The organism is Hymenobacter sp. HDW8, from assembly GCF_011305775.1.
Lineage (GTDB): Bacteria > Bacteroidota > Bacteroidia > Cytophagales > Hymenobacteraceae > Hymenobacter > Hymenobacter radiodurans.
This window is the reverse complement of record NZ_CP049907.1, coordinates 2,607,859-2,624,111: the sequence shown is the minus strand read 5'-3', so window position 1 is coordinate 2,624,111 and position 16,253 is coordinate 2,607,859. Positions and strand designations below refer to the sequence as shown.

General features: G+C 54.9%; 16 protein-coding genes and 1 pseudogene. 4 read left to right on the top strand and 13 right to left on the bottom strand.

Annotated features, from left to right (window positions below; translation table 11 throughout):
• Positions 1–39 precede the first annotated feature (39 nt).
• The 6 genes from G7064_RS11065 to queA form a co-directional block, all read right to left on the bottom strand.
• Positions 40–747 carry a DUF4142 domain-containing protein gene (locus tag G7064_RS11065; protein ID WP_166073625.1) on the bottom strand — a complete coding sequence of 236 codons (708 nt, stop codon included), beginning with the start codon at positions 745–747 and terminating at the stop codon, positions 40–42.
• A 150-nt stretch (positions 748–897) separates the two neighbouring features.
• Positions 898–1,140, bottom strand: coding sequence for a hypothetical protein (locus G7064_RS11060; RefSeq protein WP_166073624.1), 243 nt, complete (start codon positions 1,138–1,140; stop codon positions 898–900).
• 30 nt (positions 1,141–1,170) lie between these two features.
• Positions 1,171–1,752: a DUF4142 domain-containing protein gene (locus G7064_RS11055; RefSeq protein ID WP_166073623.1), complete on the bottom strand. Its 582-nt coding sequence runs from the start codon at positions 1,750–1,752 to the stop codon at positions 1,171–1,173.
• Between the two features lie 235 nt (positions 1,753–1,987).
• On the bottom strand, positions 1,988–2,767 hold the full coding sequence (locus G7064_RS11050; protein ID WP_166073622.1) for an enoyl-CoA hydratase-related protein: 780 nt from the start codon (positions 2,765–2,767) through the stop codon (positions 1,988–1,990).
• Positions 2,768–2,886: 119 nt separating this feature from the next.
• Positions 2,887–3,570 (bottom strand): 2-C-methyl-D-erythritol 4-phosphate cytidylyltransferase, encoded by a 684-nt coding sequence (locus tag G7064_RS11045; protein ID WP_133271293.1) that lies wholly within the window; start codon positions 3,568–3,570, stop codon positions 2,887–2,889.
• 119 nt (positions 3,571–3,689) lie between these two features.
• Positions 3,690–4,739, bottom strand: a complete 1,050-nt coding sequence (queA, locus tag G7064_RS11040; protein ID WP_133271294.1) for a tRNA preQ1(34) S-adenosylmethionine ribosyltransferase-isomerase QueA — start codon at positions 4,737–4,739, stop codon at positions 3,690–3,692.
• Between the two features lie 251 nt (positions 4,740–4,990).
• Here queA and G7064_RS11035 point away from each other — a divergent pair, with 251 nt between their 5' ends.
• The 3 genes from G7064_RS11035 (at position 4,991) to G7064_RS11025 (ending at position 8,572) form a co-directional block, all read left to right on the top strand.
• Positions 4,991–6,256, top strand: coding sequence for an ABC transporter permease (locus G7064_RS11035; protein WP_133271295.1), 1,266 nt, complete (start codon positions 4,991–4,993; stop codon positions 6,254–6,256).
• A 198-nt stretch (positions 6,257–6,454) separates the two neighbouring features.
• Entirely contained in the window at positions 6,455–7,318 is an 864-nt protein-coding gene (locus G7064_RS11030) for a TIGR00730 family Rossman fold protein (RefSeq protein ID WP_133271296.1), read from the top strand.
• Positions 7,319–7,396: 78 nt separating this feature from the next.
• The gene (locus G7064_RS11025) at positions 7,397–8,572 is read left to right on the top strand and encodes a lycopene cyclase family protein (protein WP_166073621.1); all 1,176 of its coding nucleotides are present in this window, start codon (positions 7,397–7,399) and stop codon (positions 8,570–8,572) included.
• 4 nt (positions 8,573–8,576) lie between these two features.
• Here the strand turns inward: G7064_RS11025 and G7064_RS11020 are convergent, their stop codons facing one another.
• The 3 genes from G7064_RS11020 to G7064_RS11010 form a co-directional block, all read right to left on the bottom strand.
• Positions 8,577–9,248, bottom strand: coding sequence for an ABC transporter ATP-binding protein (locus tag G7064_RS11020; protein WP_240935450.1), 672 nt, complete (start codon positions 9,246–9,248; stop codon positions 8,577–8,579).
• Positions 9,249–9,410: 162 nt separating this feature from the next.
• Positions 9,411–9,632 carry a DUF2795 domain-containing protein gene (locus G7064_RS11015; RefSeq protein WP_019948259.1) on the bottom strand — a complete coding sequence of 74 codons (222 nt, stop codon included), beginning with the start codon at positions 9,630–9,632 and terminating at the stop codon, positions 9,411–9,413.
• 140 nt (positions 9,633–9,772) lie between these two features.
• Positions 9,773–11,077: a DUF349 domain-containing protein gene (locus G7064_RS11010; protein WP_166073619.1), complete on the bottom strand. Its 1,305-nt coding sequence runs from the start codon at positions 11,075–11,077 to the stop codon at positions 9,773–9,775.
• Positions 11,078–11,538: 461 nt separating this feature from the next.
• On the opposite strand from G7064_RS11010, the pseudogene ettA reads away from it, so the two are divergent.
• Positions 11,539–13,199: pseudogene (gene ettA, locus G7064_RS11005) on the top strand (energy-dependent translational throttle protein EttA).
• 137 nt (positions 13,200–13,336) lie between these two features.
• Here ettA and G7064_RS11000 read toward each other — a convergent pair.
• From G7064_RS11000 to G7064_RS10985, 4 genes are all read right to left on the bottom strand, one after another.
• Complete coding sequence (locus G7064_RS11000; protein ID WP_166073618.1) at positions 13,337–13,720, bottom strand: hypothetical protein; 384 nt, start codon at positions 13,718–13,720, stop codon at positions 13,337–13,339.
• On the bottom strand, positions 13,672–14,412 hold the full coding sequence (locus tag G7064_RS10995) for a hypothetical protein (RefSeq protein ID WP_166073617.1): 741 nt from the start codon (positions 14,410–14,412) through the stop codon (positions 13,672–13,674). Before G7064_RS10995 ends, G7064_RS11000 begins: the two co-directional genes overlap by 49 nt.
• Entirely contained in the window at positions 14,409–14,777 is a 369-nt protein-coding gene (locus G7064_RS10990) for a hypothetical protein (protein ID WP_166073616.1), read from the bottom strand. The genes G7064_RS10995 and G7064_RS10990 overlap by 4 nt, the downstream gene beginning before the upstream one ends.
• 165 nt (positions 14,778–14,942) lie before the next feature.
• Positions 14,943–16,247, bottom strand: coding sequence for an amidohydrolase family protein (locus G7064_RS10985; protein WP_166073615.1), 1,305 nt, complete (start codon positions 16,245–16,247; stop codon positions 14,943–14,945).
• Positions 16,248–16,253 lie beyond the last annotated feature (6 nt).

Here is a 16,253-nt window from a genome sequence, read left to right as displayed (position 1 = left end):
TCTGGGGGGCTTTTTTATAGGTGAAATAGCGCTGAGCACTTACATCTTCATGCTCGCATGCTGCTTAGATGTATCCAAGTGCTTCTGAATAACAGGGGTTGTTTTGGTAATAAAGCCTTGTAGTTCAGTGTCTTTGGTCATCTTAGCGTGCGCTTGCATTGTATTTAGCGTCTTCTGGTGGTCGGTCACCATTTGCTGCAGGAAGCGCTGCTCCAGCTCTTTGCCCGATAGCTTGCGCATCTGATCAGCAATGGCTTTGTGCTCAGCATCCATATCGGTGGGCAGTGTCACGTTCTTCTTCTGGGCCAGCGCTTTCAAGTCGGCTGTCGACTTGGTATGATCCGTAATCATCATGTTGGCGTGGTCTTTCGCCATGCCGGTGACGCCTTTCTCCAGCACCAAGCGGCTCAATTGAATCTCATTCTGGTCGCTGTGTGCGGCCGACTTCATAAACTCCGGGTCGTCTTTGTGCGGAGCCGTGGGGCCGTTAGGATCTGCGCTGTTTGCATTCATTCCGGCGGGCGCGGTGCCAGCGGCAGCAGCCGACCCTCCGGCAGCGGTGTCAGAAGGCATAGTAGCCGTGGCGCTGTCGCCATCGGTAGCAGCATTCATGTAGTTGTCGCCGGCGTTGCCGCCAGCTTCTTCTGAGTTAGTAGGAGTGTCGGTCGTGGCGGTTTTTTCATTGCTGCAGGCACTAGTAGCCATTAGCAGACCTGCGCAAAACAGACTCATGATTGTACGTTTCATAGCGGTTAGTAAAGGGTGGAATGGTTGAGCTTGTACTGTGAAAAAATAGGTCTGCCGCCAACCATCGACTTAGTAAGTCAGCGATTAGCGGCAGAAAACGGCTGAGCGGTTGCTCAGAGTCGTTAGTGTACGGATCAGAATATCCGAAGGTTAGTCCTTGTCGGCCGCTTCCAACGAGTCGGCATCGGCGGTGACGGTAGCTCCTTCTTCGTTGTCGATGACGGTGGCATCAGCCTGTACGCCACCTTGTGCGGCGGCTTCTTCTTGATCAACTACGGCCTCGCCGGCCGTGCCGTCGGTGCGCTTTTCAGCGTTGTCTCCGCAGCTTGCAAACGACAAAGCAGCGAATAGAGCCAGAACAGAAAATAAACGGTGTTTTGGGAATTGGAACATGGGTTAGAATTCAGGTTAACAATAAAAAAATTAAGGCAAGTTTTCGAGTTGGTCTTCCACGACGCCCACCTCATCTAGGTGTTTCTCGAGTGTGGGTAAAAATTTGGCAGCAAAGCCGCGAATGTCGCCATCGTAAGCGTCCTTGCTCATATCCTCGAACGCATCCACGTCCTGTTTGTGAGCCTCCACCAGCATTTCCACATATCGCTTATCGAACGGTGTGCCAGTCAGGGCGCTTAATTCGGCGTACTGTTTTTGCTGGTCGCTGCCAAGGCCGCTGGGCAACATCAGGTTTTTCTGTTGCGCCAGGTTGCGGAGCGCCGTGCTTACTTGCCCATGCTGTTGCACCAGACTCTGGGCTAAGTTGCGAACCGCGGGAGTAGTAGATTTTTGCTGGGCCAGCTTGCTCATTTCCAGTTCCAGCAACCCACTGCTGGCTGCGTTTACCATAAAATCTGCGTCGCGTTCCTGGCGCTCCGTCACGGCAGCTTCCTTGATGCGCTTTTCGTTCTGAAACCTGGCTTCCGCTACTGGGTCTTTTTGGCTGGCGTCTGGTGAGCACGCACCTAAGGCAACGCAGCATCCTAGGAGCAGAAAACGGGCAGAAGCCATAGTACACAAATAGTTAGAGGAATGGAAAATAAGCTAGTGCCTATACGGGCACCTCAGCAGGTGGTTATCAGCGAGAACAGGATAGCGGCGAAATGCAGAGCTTAGAGCGCGTCTGGGGGGCTTTTTGGGCTGATAGAGTGTTGCGATATAAGCACGCAAACCATTCAACCAAAAGCGCCACCCTGTAGCAAGGTGGCGCTTTCAATAACCAAAAATTGCAGCTTGATTGCCTGGACTACGCTCCGCGAAACTGAGGCTTGCGCTTCTCCAGAAATGCCTGTACGCCCTCCCTATAATCATCCGACTCGCCTGCAATCTGCTGGCAGTAGGCTTCGTAGTCCAACATTTCATCAAGTGTTGAGGCACTGGCCTTGTTCAGCATTTGCTTGATCAGGCCAATCGATTTGGTAGGTGCTGCGGCATATCGTGCTGCCAGAGCATACGTAACCTCGTCGAGCTGTTCGGGCGCCACCACCTGGTTTACTAGGCCCAGCCGCAACGCTTCCTCCGCCGATACCTTAGAGCCCAGCGTACACAACTCAAACGCCTTCAGCGTGCCCACTAAGCGCGGCAAAAAGTACGACGAACCCGAGTCCGGCACCAGCCCAATATTGATAAACACTTCAATCAGGGAGGCCTCGGTGGAGGCAATCAGCGCATCGCAGGCCAGCGCCAGCGAGCAGCCAGCCCCGGCGGCTACTCCATTCAGCCGCCCGATAATAGGCTTCGGTAAGCTTCGCATAGCCCGGATAATAGGGTTGTAGCGCTTGTGCAAAGAGTCATAGAAAGACCTTTTTTCTTCTCCCTGCGCTGCCTTCAAATCCTGCCCTGAGCAAAACGCCCGTCCGGCACCCGTAAGCACGACGGCCCGTACCGAGGCGTCGCGCGCTACTTGCTTCAGGGCATCCTGCAGCTCGTAGCTCTGCGGGTCGTTGAAGGCATTGAATACATCGGGCCGGTTAAGCGTAATAGTCGCAACACCGTCGCGCACATCGTAGAGCAAGCAGGTATACATAGGAATCAGTGAAAGGTAGAAAGCGGCTCCGAGTAGGTCATCATCGCGTCGCCTGGGGGGCAAATTACATGAGAAAGTTGGCGTTCTGACAAGACCTAAGGTCACAGCGCCACAGTGTACTACCGACTACGCAGAATGGCTTCGGCCAGCAGCATATCCTCCGGCGTCGTGATTTTGAGGTTGCGATAGTCGCCTTCTACTAAGTGAATGGGGTGCAGGTCTTCCACCACGCTCGCGTCATCGGTGAAAGTAGGCAACTCCGGCAACCGATACGCTCGCCGAAGCAGCTCCAAATCAAAGCATTGAGGGGTCTGAACTAAGCGCAAGCGGGAGCGGTCCATCGCATAAGAACCTTCTTTGGATAAGCCGCGCACCGAGTCTTTGGGTGCCACGGCGGCTATGGCCGCACCGTGCTCAGCAGCGGCCGCATACGTATTCTCAATGACTGCCGCCGATACTAGTGGCCGCACGCCATCGTGCACCGCTACAATGCCTTCGGTGTAGGTAGCCAGGTGCTTCAGGCCATTACGCACAGATGCCCACCGAGAATGCCCCCCGCCCACCACCGCGTGCGGAATCGAGACCTGATGCCGGGTACAGAGGTGGTGCCACGTATCAAACTGGTCGGGGGGCAAAACCACCACAAATTGCTGCACTCCTAGGCTGGTTTCGGCGAAGCGGCGCAGCGTATGCAGCAGCACGGGCTCCCCAAGCAACTCCAGAAACTGCTTCGGCTGACCTGCGCCCATGCGCGTGCCGCTGCCGCCAGCCACAAGTATAGCAAACCGATTAGGAGACGACATGAGCAACAGCTACGAGAGTGACAAAGGAATGTAATGAGCAACAAAAGCCCGGCCACCAAAGGTAACCGGGCTTTTCGGTGAAGACGAAGAAAGATAGTATCTAACTTTTGACTTCTAGTTTACAGAATCAACATCGCGTCGCCGTAGCTAAAGAAACGATACTTCTCCTTAATAGCTACTTTGTACGCTTCCGCCAACAGATCGTAGCCAGCAAAAGCGGCCGTCATCATCATTAGCGTGCTCTCCGGCGTATGGAAGTTGGTGAGCAGGGTATTAGCGATTTTGAACTCGTACGGAGGGAAAATAAACCGGTCGGTCCAACCTTGGTTGGCTTTTAGACGGTTGTGCGCCGATACGGATGACTCCAGCGCCCGCATGGTGGTGGTACCCACCGAGCACACGCGCTTTTTAGCATCCAGCGCCTTATTTACAATAATGGCCGCCTCCGCAGGAACGATGAAGTTCTCTGAGTCCATCTTATGCTTGGTCAGGTCTTCCACATCCACCGGACGGAAAGTGCCCAAACCAACGTGCAGCGTAACGGCAGTAGTTTCTACTCCTTTGATTTCCAGGCGCTTCAGTACCTCGCGGGTAAAGTGCAAGCCCGCTGAAGGAGCGGCTACGGCACCAATGTGCTTGGCATAAATGGTCTGATAGCGCTCTTTGTCGGCCGGCTCAGCATCGCGGGTGATAGCCTCGCGGGGCAGCGGCGTTTCGCCTAAATCGTGGAGAGCTTTATAAAATTCTTCATCAGGACCATCAAACAAAAACTTGATGGTACGGCCCCGAGATGTGGTGTTATCAATAACCTCGGCCACCATGTCGCTTTCGCCGAAGTACAATTTATTGCCCACCCGGATTTTACGGGCCGGATCAACGAGTACGTCCCACAGATGGCTTTCTTTGTTTAGCTCGCGCAGCAAAAACACTTCAATTTTTGCTCCTGTCTTTTCTTTATTGCCATATAGTCGCGCCGGAAACACCTTCGTGTCATTCATCACGAACACGTCGCCGTCATTGAAATACTCAATAATGTCTTTGAAAATACGGTGTTCGATTTTGCCAGTATCGCGGTGTACTACCATTAAGCGCGACTCGTCGCGGTTTTTAGCCGGGTGCTGCGCCAGCAGGTTCTCGGGCAGGTCAAATTTAAACTCGGACAGTTTCATGGTCGGATATGGGCAATAGGGGGGGAAGCTAACAAAAATTTCAGGGGGCAAAAGTACGTAGAATGGCCGGATTAATCGTTATTTTTCGCCCGGAATCAGCATAGAATGCTCAAATAGCTGAACAGCTAACTGATTGTAATAGTGGCAGGTTAAATACATAACTTGCTCCATTGCTACCCGCTGAACTACTGCCCAGTCGACAATGTATTAGTTCAGCTAGCCAACCCTTTAGCTACTTAACCTCTCGCTCCATGCTCGCCCTGCGCCTGACACTGGAAAGCTTCCGCTTCGCGTGGCAAGCTCTCAAATCCAATTTGCTGCGCACCATTCTCTCATTGTTGGGCGTCACGGTGGGCATTTTTGCCATCATCGCTGTTTTTACCGTTGTAGATTCGCTGGAGTCCAACATTCGGCAGAGCATGGATTTTCTGGGCGAAAAGGTGATTTACGTCGGTAAGTGGCCCTGGAAATTTGAGCCTAATCAGCCTTGGTGGAAATACTTCAACCGCCCTGTGCCTACCCAGCGCGAGTTTCGCTCCATTGAGCGTACCCTCGACCCCAATAGTCATATGGGAATGGCTATTATGGCTAACACGGGCGGAAACACCCTGAAAGCGGGAAATAACAGCCTTACCGACTGTAATTTGCAAGGCGTGAGCTACGAATTCCAACAGGTTTCAAAGGTTCCTATTGGGGAGGGGCGCTATTTTACCCCCCAGGAAATAGATCTATCTCGCAACGTCGCCATCATTGGGGCCGACATCGCCGAAAATCTGTTTGGCGGCAGTTCAGCTTTAGGCCGGGAATTCACGGCACGTGGGCGAAAGTTCACCGTGATTGGGGTAATGAAAAAAGAAGGAAAAAAGCTGATCGACACGCCCAGCAACGACACTAATTGCCTGATTCCGTTTGGGATGTTCAGTCAAATCTTTGCCATCAATAGCGGAAGCGGTGGAAGCGGCGTAACTCCTAGCATTATTGTGAAGGGCCGCGAAGACGATCAGAACCTCACCAACTTAGAGTCGGAGCTACAGGGAGCACTGCGGAATATTCGGGGGCTCAAGCCCCGTGAGGAAGACAACTTCGCCCTGAATCGGCCCGAAATGTTTGGAGAGCTCATCTCCAAGCTGTTCTCTGTAATTGGGGTGGCGGGCGCCGTTATTGGCAGTTTTGCCATGCTGGTGGGCGGCTTCGGCATTGCCAATATCATGTTTGTGTCGGTGAAGGAGCGCACCAATATTATTGGCATTCAGAAGTCGCTGGGGGCCAAAAATTACTTTATCCTGTTTCAGTTTCTGTTCGAAGCTATTTTTCTGTGCTTGATTGGCGGCGCAGCCGGCATCTTTCTGGTCTTTCTGATCACGCTGATTCCGCAGGAATCGCTGCCCCTGTTTCTCTCGGCTGGCAACGTGACGCTGGGCCTCACCGTATCGGTGGTCATCGGTATTCTGGCCGGTATTATTCCGGCGGTTCTGGCTTCCAACCTCGATCCGGTTATTGCCATCCGCTCGAAGTAAAACAGCGAGAGTAAGTAGGCTCTTCCTATTGGACAACAGAGCCAAACCCTTATCTTGCACGCCCCGGTTTTGGGTAGAGGGCAATTGCGCGTTTTGGTCGCTAGGCTTCTGATTATCTTTCATTTTCTTTAAAAACAGGCTCGCGGCACCCAAAAGTGCTTGCTAATTCCCGTAGGCGGGCTCAAAAGTGCAGTATCTATGACTAAGCTTAAAAAAACCAGTCGGACCAAAATCCACGACGAGACCCTGAATGCAGGGAGTGGGCAGACCATTAGTCAGCCCAATGTGAACGATAATAAGGTGACATCCATCAGCGAAATTCGGGAGCAGACCAGCGGGCAGCGTACCCTACAGCTCGATGATGAGCAGCGCATCCGGCGCGCGTTCGTGGATAAGGACTGGAACGAGATTAAGATTGCCGACTCCTGGCAGATCTTCAAAGTGATGGCTGAGTTCGTAGAGGGCTTTGAGAAGATGAGCAAAATCGGCCCCTGCGTGTCTATTTTTGGTTCGGCACGTACCAAGCCCGATAACCCTTACTACCAGATGGCTGAGGAAATCGCGGCCAAACTCGTGCGGCACGGCTACGGCGTCATCACGGGTGGCGGGCCGGGTATTATGGAAGCCGGCAACAAAGGTGCGCGCTCCGAGGGTGGTCGGTCAGTAGGGCTCAATATCGAGCTGCCCTTCGAGCAGTTTCATAATATCTACATCGACCCCGATAAGGTTATCAACTTCGACTACTTCTTCGTGCGTAAGGTGATGTTCGTGAAGTACGCTCAGGGCTTCATTGGCATGCCCGGCGGCTTCGGCACCTTAGACGAACTGTTTGAAGCTATCACGCTGATTCAAACCAAGAAGATAGGCCGTTTCCCTATCGTGCTGGTTGGGTCGCGTTACTGGGAAGGAATGTTCAAATGGATTGAAGAAGTGATGCTGCACGAAGAGCACAATATCTCCGCCGAGGATATGCAACTGGTCCAAATTGTGGATGATGCAGCTTCGGCCGTCAAAATCATCGACGATTTCTACTCCAAGTACCTGCTCTCGCCAAACTTCTAATACAGAAACAAGCTCAGGTATTAAGCCGTTATTTGAACCGGCGACGGAAATGCTTCCGTCGCCGGTTTTTTTGTGTTTGTGCAAACTGATTTCGACTATTTGATAGTGGGTGGTGGGGCCGCTGGTCTGAGTCTGGCGTATGCGCTAGCCCAGGAGCCGCGCCTGCACGATAAGCGGGTACTGTTGTTGGAACCGGTAGCCAAAGACCAAAATGACCGCACATGGTCGTTCTGGGCAGATGCGCCGTCGCCGTTTGATAGTATCGTCGCCCACGAATGGCAGCAGCTGGCCTTTCGTAGTCCGGGCTTCGAGCGAGTATTTCCGCTTCGTCGCCACCGTTACAAAATGATTCGGGGCCTGGATTTCTACCAGTTCGTACATGCCGCGCTGGCCGACAATCCACAGTTTACGCTGATGCGCGCTACTGTCGATAATCTCGAAAATTTGCCCCCCGCCGGCGTGGTAGCGAGTACCGTTGAAGGAAATTTCACGGCCCGATACGCCTTCGATAGTCGCCCGCCAAGTATTGATAAGCAGCCCGATAAGCACCGCTACCTGCTCCAGCATTTTGTGGGTTGGGAGGTAGAAACTGACCAGGATGTGTTCGACCCGGAAACCGTGGAATTCATGGATTTTCGGGGGCCACAATACCAAGAGCCGCGCTTTATGTACGTGCTGCCTTTCAGTCGGCGCCGAGCGCTAATAGAGTACACGCTATTCTCTGGTGACCTACTGCCCAAAGCTGCCTACGAAGCGGCGATGCACGAGTACCTGACTACCACGCTCGGCGTAAAGACCTACCGCATAGCGGCGGAAGAAGTTGGCGCTATTCCCATGACCGATCATCCGCTGGCCGCCCGTCGGGGGGCAAATATTATCAATCTGGGGACGCGCGCCGGGCGGGCTAAGCCGAGTACGGGCTACGCATTCAAACGCATTCAGGCGCACACGGCCCGCTTGGTAGAAGCGCTGGCCACCACCGGCACGCCGCCGCCCGACCCAACCGGCGACCGGTGGCAATTTCGCCTCTTCGATACCTTACTGCTCGATATCATGCAGCGCAAGGGCGAAACCACTCGCGACATCTTTACCGAATTATTTCAGCACAACCCGGTGGAGCGCATCTTCGACTTCCTGGATGAGCGCACTTCCTGGATTGAGAACTTTCAGGTGATGAACTCGGTGACGCCGTGGCCATTTATGCGTTCTATCGGGCAGGTATTACGAGGCACACCAGGGAAACGAGACGAGTAGTTGCCTAAGAAATAGGCTCGATCCGCAGGCTGTCCTCGCTTTCCAGATACGCTTTTGCCTTCTGCACGCTCTCGGGCGTGAGCACTTCCAAAACGGGCTCTGGAAGCGACAAATTCAGTAAGTAGCCCGTCATGGGGGGCAAATTATCGAGGTCGTGAGTGATGCAAAGCACTGTTTTGCCAGCTTCTAGTACCCAGCTTTGTAGCAGGTCGAACACCCGGCGACGGTAATACACGTCGAGCTGCTGGGTGGGCTCATCGAGGAGGTAAAGCTGGGCGTCTTGCAGCGCCAGTTGCGCCAGCCACACCAGCTGCTGCTCGCCGCCGGATAGGAGCGTAAAGTCGCGGTGAGCAAGGTGAGCGGCACCCACGCGGGCCAACGCTTCATCGGCCTGGGCATAATCGGTGGGGCCGTAGGCACTCAGGAAACGCTGGTGACGGAAGCGACCCATCACAACCAGTTCACGAACTTCAATGGGAAAGCTAACCGTATTGCGCTGGGGCAGATGGGCCAATAAACCACTGGCTGCCGGCTGGCGCTCGGTGCGCAGGTCGTGGCCAAATATGTGCGCGCTGCCCTGATAAGGAATTCGGCCCGTAAGGGCTTTGAAGAGTGTGCTTTTGCCGCAGCCATTGTGCCCCACAATAGCTACAAAAGCCGGCGCCGGAACACGCAAAAAAAGGTTGCGGAGCAGAACACGATGTTCATACCCCGCAACCAGATTCTGTATTGTTAAAGGAGCTGAGAGTTGAGTGCTGGCGGTTGAAGCAGACTGACTGTCGGGTATACCACTCATCCAATCCGTTCTGACTTCGGCTGCTAACTCCTGACTTCTTTCTTAGTACTCGTCTTCATTAAACATGAAGTCTTCCTTGGTCGGGTAGTCCGGCCAAACTTCTTCAATGTTCTCGTACGGTTGGCCGTCATCCTCCAATGCCTGCAGGTTTTCCACCACTTCCATCGGGGCACCCGAGCGGATGGAGTAATCAATCAGTTCATCCTTGGTGGCGGGCCAGGGGGCATCTTCCAGGTAGGAAGCAAGTTCCAGAGTCCAATACATAATGGTGTGCTACAAAAAAAGTGGGCAAAATAAAGTTGTAAGTAGCCGGTGAGCAAAAACCCGGCCGGCCGAAAACGCCTGCCAAAGCGGCGCAACAGCGTTTGCTTCCCGACAACGTAAAAAGTGTTGTAAGGTTCAGCCTAAGCCGCTAGACGCTTGCGCAACAATTCGATAAGATCGGTTTTTGTGCGGATTTTTCGCTCAAATCCGCGGATTTTTCCTTCCAACATATTGCGGAAAGTTTCGTTGCCGGGTGAGTCATTGAGCTTGCCCAAGTTCTCTTGTAGCACTTCCAACTCCTGCTTGTCGTACTTGATAAAGTCGCGTAGAGCCTGCACACGGGTGTTTACCTGCTCTTCCGGCGAGCCTGTCTCCTGGGTATTCGGCTGGCGCTTCCGGATAAAGTGCTCCAAAGCGCTCATCTCAAATACCTTATCACAGGCCATGATGAACTGCTCCCACACGCGGTCAGATTCTTCACCGCGTACGGGACCCACCTTTTTCCAGGCGGCCTGCAACTCTTTCGCGCGTGCCACCGCTGCCGACATAGGCTGATTGAGCAACCCTTCGGCCTCGGCAACCAAGGCCCGCTTACGGCTTAAGTTGTCGTCCATGTAGCCGTCTTTGGCATCTACCCGCTTGGTGCTGATGTGCTCTTTCAGACGGTCGAAGAAGTGGTTGTGAGCAGCCCGAAATCGCGTCCATAACTCGTTGGCTTGTTTGCGAGGCAAGGAGCCCCCCACTTCTTTCCAGTCTTGTTGCAGCTGCTTGAGTTGGCGAGTGGTTTCTTCAAAATCCTCCGAGTTTTGGATAGCCTCCGACTTGCGAATCAGGTCGCGGTACTTGTCTACCACCCGATTAGACATAGCCTTTTTATCGGCCAGAAATTCTTTTTTGCGCACGAAAAACTGATCCACGGCTTCGCGGAAGCGGTTTTCCAGCTCTTCGGTGAGGTGCTTTTCTACGGGGCCAGTCTTTATCCAGGCTTGGCGCAACTCCTGAAGCTTCTCGCCGGCCGTTTGCCAGTCGATGCTGTCGCGCAGGGCTTCGGCCTCCTGAATAAGCGTGATCTTGGTATTTAGATTCTTCTCACGGTTGCGCGCCACGGTAAGCTTGATGCCTTCCTCGGCCTCGGTGAGGCGGCGGTGCAGGCTCGCAAAGTCGCCGAGGCCATCATAGCTGGCCATCTGCTCCTTTAGGTGCAGGGCCTTCATCAGGAAAGAGCCTTTGTTCTCCGATTCCTCAATCTTGGTGAGGAGCTCTTCTACTTTGGCCCGAAAGCTCTCGAAGCGCTGAGCAAAGTACTGAAGCGAAGCCTCCTCGGATTCTTTAACCTGCCCAACCTGACGGGCCGGCAAATCCATAAACGAGCGTAGCCACACTTGGTCGCCCTCGACGTAGCCGTAGCGCCGGGCTTCGGCCAGCAGGTGATCTTGTGGTTCCATACTATATGATAATAATAACGCGAAAGCGGCTAGGTGGTGGGATCGGAAGGGTAAAGAAACGGTATTAGCTGACTACAAGTTTACGGGATGAAAAGCACATTCGCTGCCTGTGAAACCCTGTGTTTAAACGGCGGAAACTTAGGGCAAGCTGCCTACCTTTGGCCGGCTCGCCGAGTTAGCCAAGGTTATCTGAACCGAACGTAAGCCAACGCCGCAAGGTTAGGCCGCGGGTGGGGAACCAAGTTGAAACAGGCGAATTGATCTAAGAGCTTCTCTAGCAGAACGTCATGCAGAGCGGCCGCGTCGCATCTCGCGTGCTGATGTCTCATTAGTACTCCCGCTAAACACGCGAGATGCGACGCGGCCGCTCTGCATGACTGCCTTTTTACGAGGAATCTGCCTGCCCACGCAGCTTGGTTTGTTGTCTAAAAACTTTAAAAAAGCCCCCCAATTTCATTTCTATGAGCGAAACGATCATCTTCTCCATGGCCGGCGTGAGCAAAGTGTATCCGCCCCAGAAACAGGTTCTCAAAAATATTTACCTCTCCTTTTTTTACGGTGCCAAAATCGGCGTGCTTGGTCTGAACGGCTCGGGGAAGTCGTCGCTGCTGAAAGTAATTGCCGGCGTCGATAAGCAGATTCAGGGCGAAGTAGTATGGTCGCCGGGCTACTCAGTGGGCTATCTGGAGCAGGAACCCCAGCTCGACCCCGCCAAAACGGTGATGGAAGTAGTGCAGGAAGGTGCCGCCGAAACGGTAGCCTTACTTAAGGAATTTGATGAAATCAACGAAGCTTTCGGAGCCGAAGATGCTAACTTCGACAAGCTGCTGGAACGTCAAGGCGCAGTGCAGGAGCGCCTCGACCAGCTCGACGCCTGGAACCTAGACAGCAAGCTAGAGCGTGCCATGGACGCCCTGCGCACGCCCGACGGCGACGCCATCGTAGGCAACCTATCGGGTGGTGAAAAGCGCCGCGTAGCTCTCTGCCGCCTGCTGCTGCAAGAGCCCGACGTACTTCTGCTCGACGAGCCCACCAACCACCTCGACGCCGAAAGCGTGCTGTGGCTGGAGCAGCACTTGCAGCAGTACAAGGGCACCGTGATTGCCGTAACCCACGACCGCTACTTCCTCGACAACGTGGCCGGCTGGATTCTGGAGCTGGACCGCGGCGAGGGCATTCCGTGGAAGGGCAACTATTCCTCATGGCTGGAGCAGAAGTCGAACCGCCTAGCTCAGGAAGAGAAAACCGAGAGCAAGCGCCAGAAAACCTTGCAGCGTGAGCTGGAGTGGGTACGCATGTCGCCCAAAGCCCGACAGGCCAAGAGCAAGGCTCGCGTGGCTGGCTACGACAAGCTGGTGAGTGCTGATGTGAAAGAAAAGGAGCAGAAGCTGGAGCTATTTATTCCAGACGGTCCTCGTTTGGGTGGGCAAGTAATTGAGGCTCATCATATTTCCAAGGCTTTCGGCGACAAGCTCTTATTTGAAAACCTGAGCTTTGCCCTGCCCCAGGGTGGTATTGTCGGCATCATCGGACCGAACGGAGCGGGTAAATCCACACTGTTTCGTCTCATCACCAACCAGCTAGAAGCTGATGCGGGCACCTTCGAAGTCGGCCCCACGGTACAGACGGCCTATGTGGATCAGCAGCACGACACGCTCGACCCGAATAAGTCAGTGTTCGAGACTATCTCTGGTGGTACCGAAACGATGCTCCTGGCGGGCCGCCCAGTGAATGCCCGGGCGTACGTGAGCAACTTCAACTTCCGCGGCGGCGACCAGGAAAAGAAAGTGGGTATGCTGTCGGGTGGGGAGCGTAACCGCGTGCACTTGGCCACTACACTAAAGCAGGGGCAAATTTGCTTCTGCTTGACGAGCCCACCAACGACTTGGACGTAAATGCCATCCGGGCACTGGAAGACGCGCTGGAGAACTTCGCCGGTTGCGCCGTAATTATCAGCCACGACCGCTGGTTCCTCGACCGTCTGGCCACGCACATTCTGGCCTTCGAGGGCAACTCGGAAGTAGTCTGGTTTGAGGGCAACTTTTCGGATTATGAGGAAGCCAAGAAGAAACGCTTGGGCGATGTAGAGCCCAAGCGCGTGCGGTATAAGAAGCTGGGATAATCGTCCGCTTTTTGTTGGTATTCAACATAGTATCAGCAAAAGCCCCCAGCACTTACTATCTGTGTTGGGGGGCTTTTTTGGTGAAAGTAGCTGGCGCCATGCCACTTGCAGTAAGCCAGTGTAGCCGTAGCTAGCGGCTACGGGTTCTTGAGGCGGGCTGCATCAGCAATATCCCACCGAAGCCCGGCAAATAAAATGGCCGCTGATTTACCATCGTTTGGGGCTTTTCGCCCCAGGCTGGTGGCTATCCAGATACCTTCGGAAGCCCTGAACTCCAGGCCGCCCGCCCACTCAGCGCCCGAGCTGGCTACATTGGGAAGCGGGTTGCTATGGTTAGTGCCTGTCACCTCGACAAAGAAATTAACTGTACCTGACCCGAACAAGGCGCGTGCACCATACTGGAGCTGGTTGTCGGTTTGGGTGGGGCCGTTCAGCTCCGGGGTTTGCTGTTGGCAAGTGTAGCGCACCTGGCCTACCAACTGCCCCGATTTGCCCCCAGTGGCAGCGCGCCCGTAGCCCACACGCTCCAGCCCAGCCAGCGGCTATCGGTAGCTGGCAGTATACTCGATTCATTGAGTCGCCACCCGCTGGCGGCGGCCAATGCCAGACCCGCGCGGTTCCAATTGTCTTTGCGCCACTGTTTGCGGTAGGCTATTACCTTTTCTTTGGCGGCTGCAAAGGCGAGGTCAGCATCATCGGGGTCATCGGGCAGACCTGCTTCTAGCAGCTTACGCACCTGGCGCGTGTACGCTGAGTCTAGCATGGGGTCGCTGTGGTCGATTAGGGTTAAGCGGAAGCCGAAGCCCAGGTCCGTAGCGTTGGCGTCGCCGCCCGTGCGCACGCTGCCTCCCGATACCTGGGCGTTGTAGAGCACATATTTGCGCCAGTTCGTCTGGTATTCTTTCACATCTACGCTGCCGCCTAGCAGCGCATAGGGTGCTACGGCTACGGCCAGCCCTTGCTTTACCCGACCCGCTGAGTCAACCCCGTTTGCCAGCTCCGTGGCCAGTGCGCGCGGCGTTACGGGGCGCGTCACGTTGTTGGCACTGCCCCCTACAAAGGTGAGGGCCGGCAGCTCGGGAATAGCATAAGGCGTCAGTTTTTCCTGACTGCCCTGGGCTACTAGCTGGACGGCCAGCTGTGGGGCCAGCACCAGCCAAAGCGTGAGGAGCCAAGTCGTGCGGAATGGCAGAAGGTTCAATTGGCTGTTCATACAGTTAGCTCCAAAGTGTTTTTTCGCTGATCGAAGCCATCCTCATCCGTGGTGCCTCGCAGAGAGAAGGCTCCGTCCTGTACTGGCTGGCCGTTCTGCAGAACCTCTATCTCGATGCGGTACGCGGTGTAGCTGTTGCCGCTCAGCCACACTAAATATCTGATTTCGCTGCCTGGCGGTAAGGGTCCCACGGTATGCATGTGGGTAGAAGGGTTGCTGGTTTCATCATCCGTACCGGTGGCAAAGATGCTGGGCTTCTCGTCGCCCGGTCGTTTGTACCAAAGCCGATAAGCCACCACGTGGGGCGAGTGAAACGTGATGGCAAAAGTTATCGGCTGGGCGGGGTCAATTTTGATGGCTGGCATAGGGAGGAAAGTTGGCAGTGAATAAGTGAGTCATTTCAGTACCTCTGCAGGCTGGCACACTTCCGTCCTGCTCTTGCGCCCTTTTTTAGATGGAAACGGGCAGCGGCCGCAGGCCGGGCTCAGGCGGCAGGGCCGGCGCATAGGCTCGCCTACAGATCGGCTGGCCTATCCGCTCCACAGGCACATAAAACTCAGAGTGCAGAAAGCAGGTGGGATTATCGGTGGCCAGGCGTTGCCAGGAGGATGGCGCGTCAGCTTCGGGGGCATTTTTAGCAAATACTGCATCAATTCACCGGCCAGCGTTTGCTCGGCTTGCAGGCGCGAAACCATGAAGAAGTCGGTGCCAAAGAGCAGCCGGTCGCGGTAAGGTGACTGCTGACCTAGGTCGGCGGCCAACGTTTGGAATAGCTCATTTTCCGCCCGCCCCCGAAACACGACTGGCCCTTCGGCCAGGGTAAAGGCTACATCGGTGTACACGTTGGGATATTTGCGCATGAGCCACCGCACGCCCGCGTACCAGTTGGCAGGAGCTTCTTCCGGTGGCTGGGCCGCGGCGGACGACTGGGGGGCTTTTTCCTGGGCTTTGAGGTAGGCCAGAATTTCGTCGCCGCCGCCATAGTGCGCCAGACATAGCTTCAGCTCAGGATAGCGGGCCAGCACCAGGTCGTAAAGGCGAGGCTCCAGCAGCAGATCACTAAATACGTCGTTGCGGAAGCTGAAGCGCCCTTCCTCCACTGGGAGCGGAAATTCGTTGTCGCCCAGCTTAAAGGGCTGGCCCGGTTTCGTAGCTTCCGCAATGCGCTGGCGCAGCGCCGGGGGCAGGGCAGGCCAGCGCAGGTGGGGGGCTAATTCGCCCTGGTAATAAATGCCGCCGCGCGAGCAGTGGGTGAGCACCGGCACCTGATGCTTTTGGGCAAACGCATACACCAGATCCAAGCGCTCATCGAAGGGAAAAAAGCCGAGCGAAGGATACAGCTTCAACCCAACGAACCCCCGCTTCAGCCACTTTTCCGCGAAAGCCAGATTTTGCGCCGCCGTTCCCATGCGCGGGTCGAGGCACAGGAAGGGCAAGCAAGTATTCGGGTGGCGCTTGCGTACTTCCAGCAGCTGCCAGAGCTGGGTGTCGTAGTTGAGCGTAGCGGCTCCCGCGCCCATATAATCCATATTCAGGGCCAGCAGTACAAAGCGGGTTCCGGCCGGATAGTGCGGCTGCAGCTGTTGTTCGAATACGCTTACCTGGGATATGCCGCTGCCAATTTCCAGAAAGGCCGCATAGCGTTGGAGCAAGGGCAGCCGGAATCTTTTGCCGAACAGATTGGTCAGTTTTACGAGCAGCGTGGTGGCCCCCGGCACCTTCAACACGGCGCGTAGCACGGAGCCCAGCCGCCGCCCCGTGTACATATCCAGAAACCTCAACGGGGCACAATCCAAGTTAAAGACGTGTGCGTGGCAGTTGTACAGATTGCTCATAGCAAA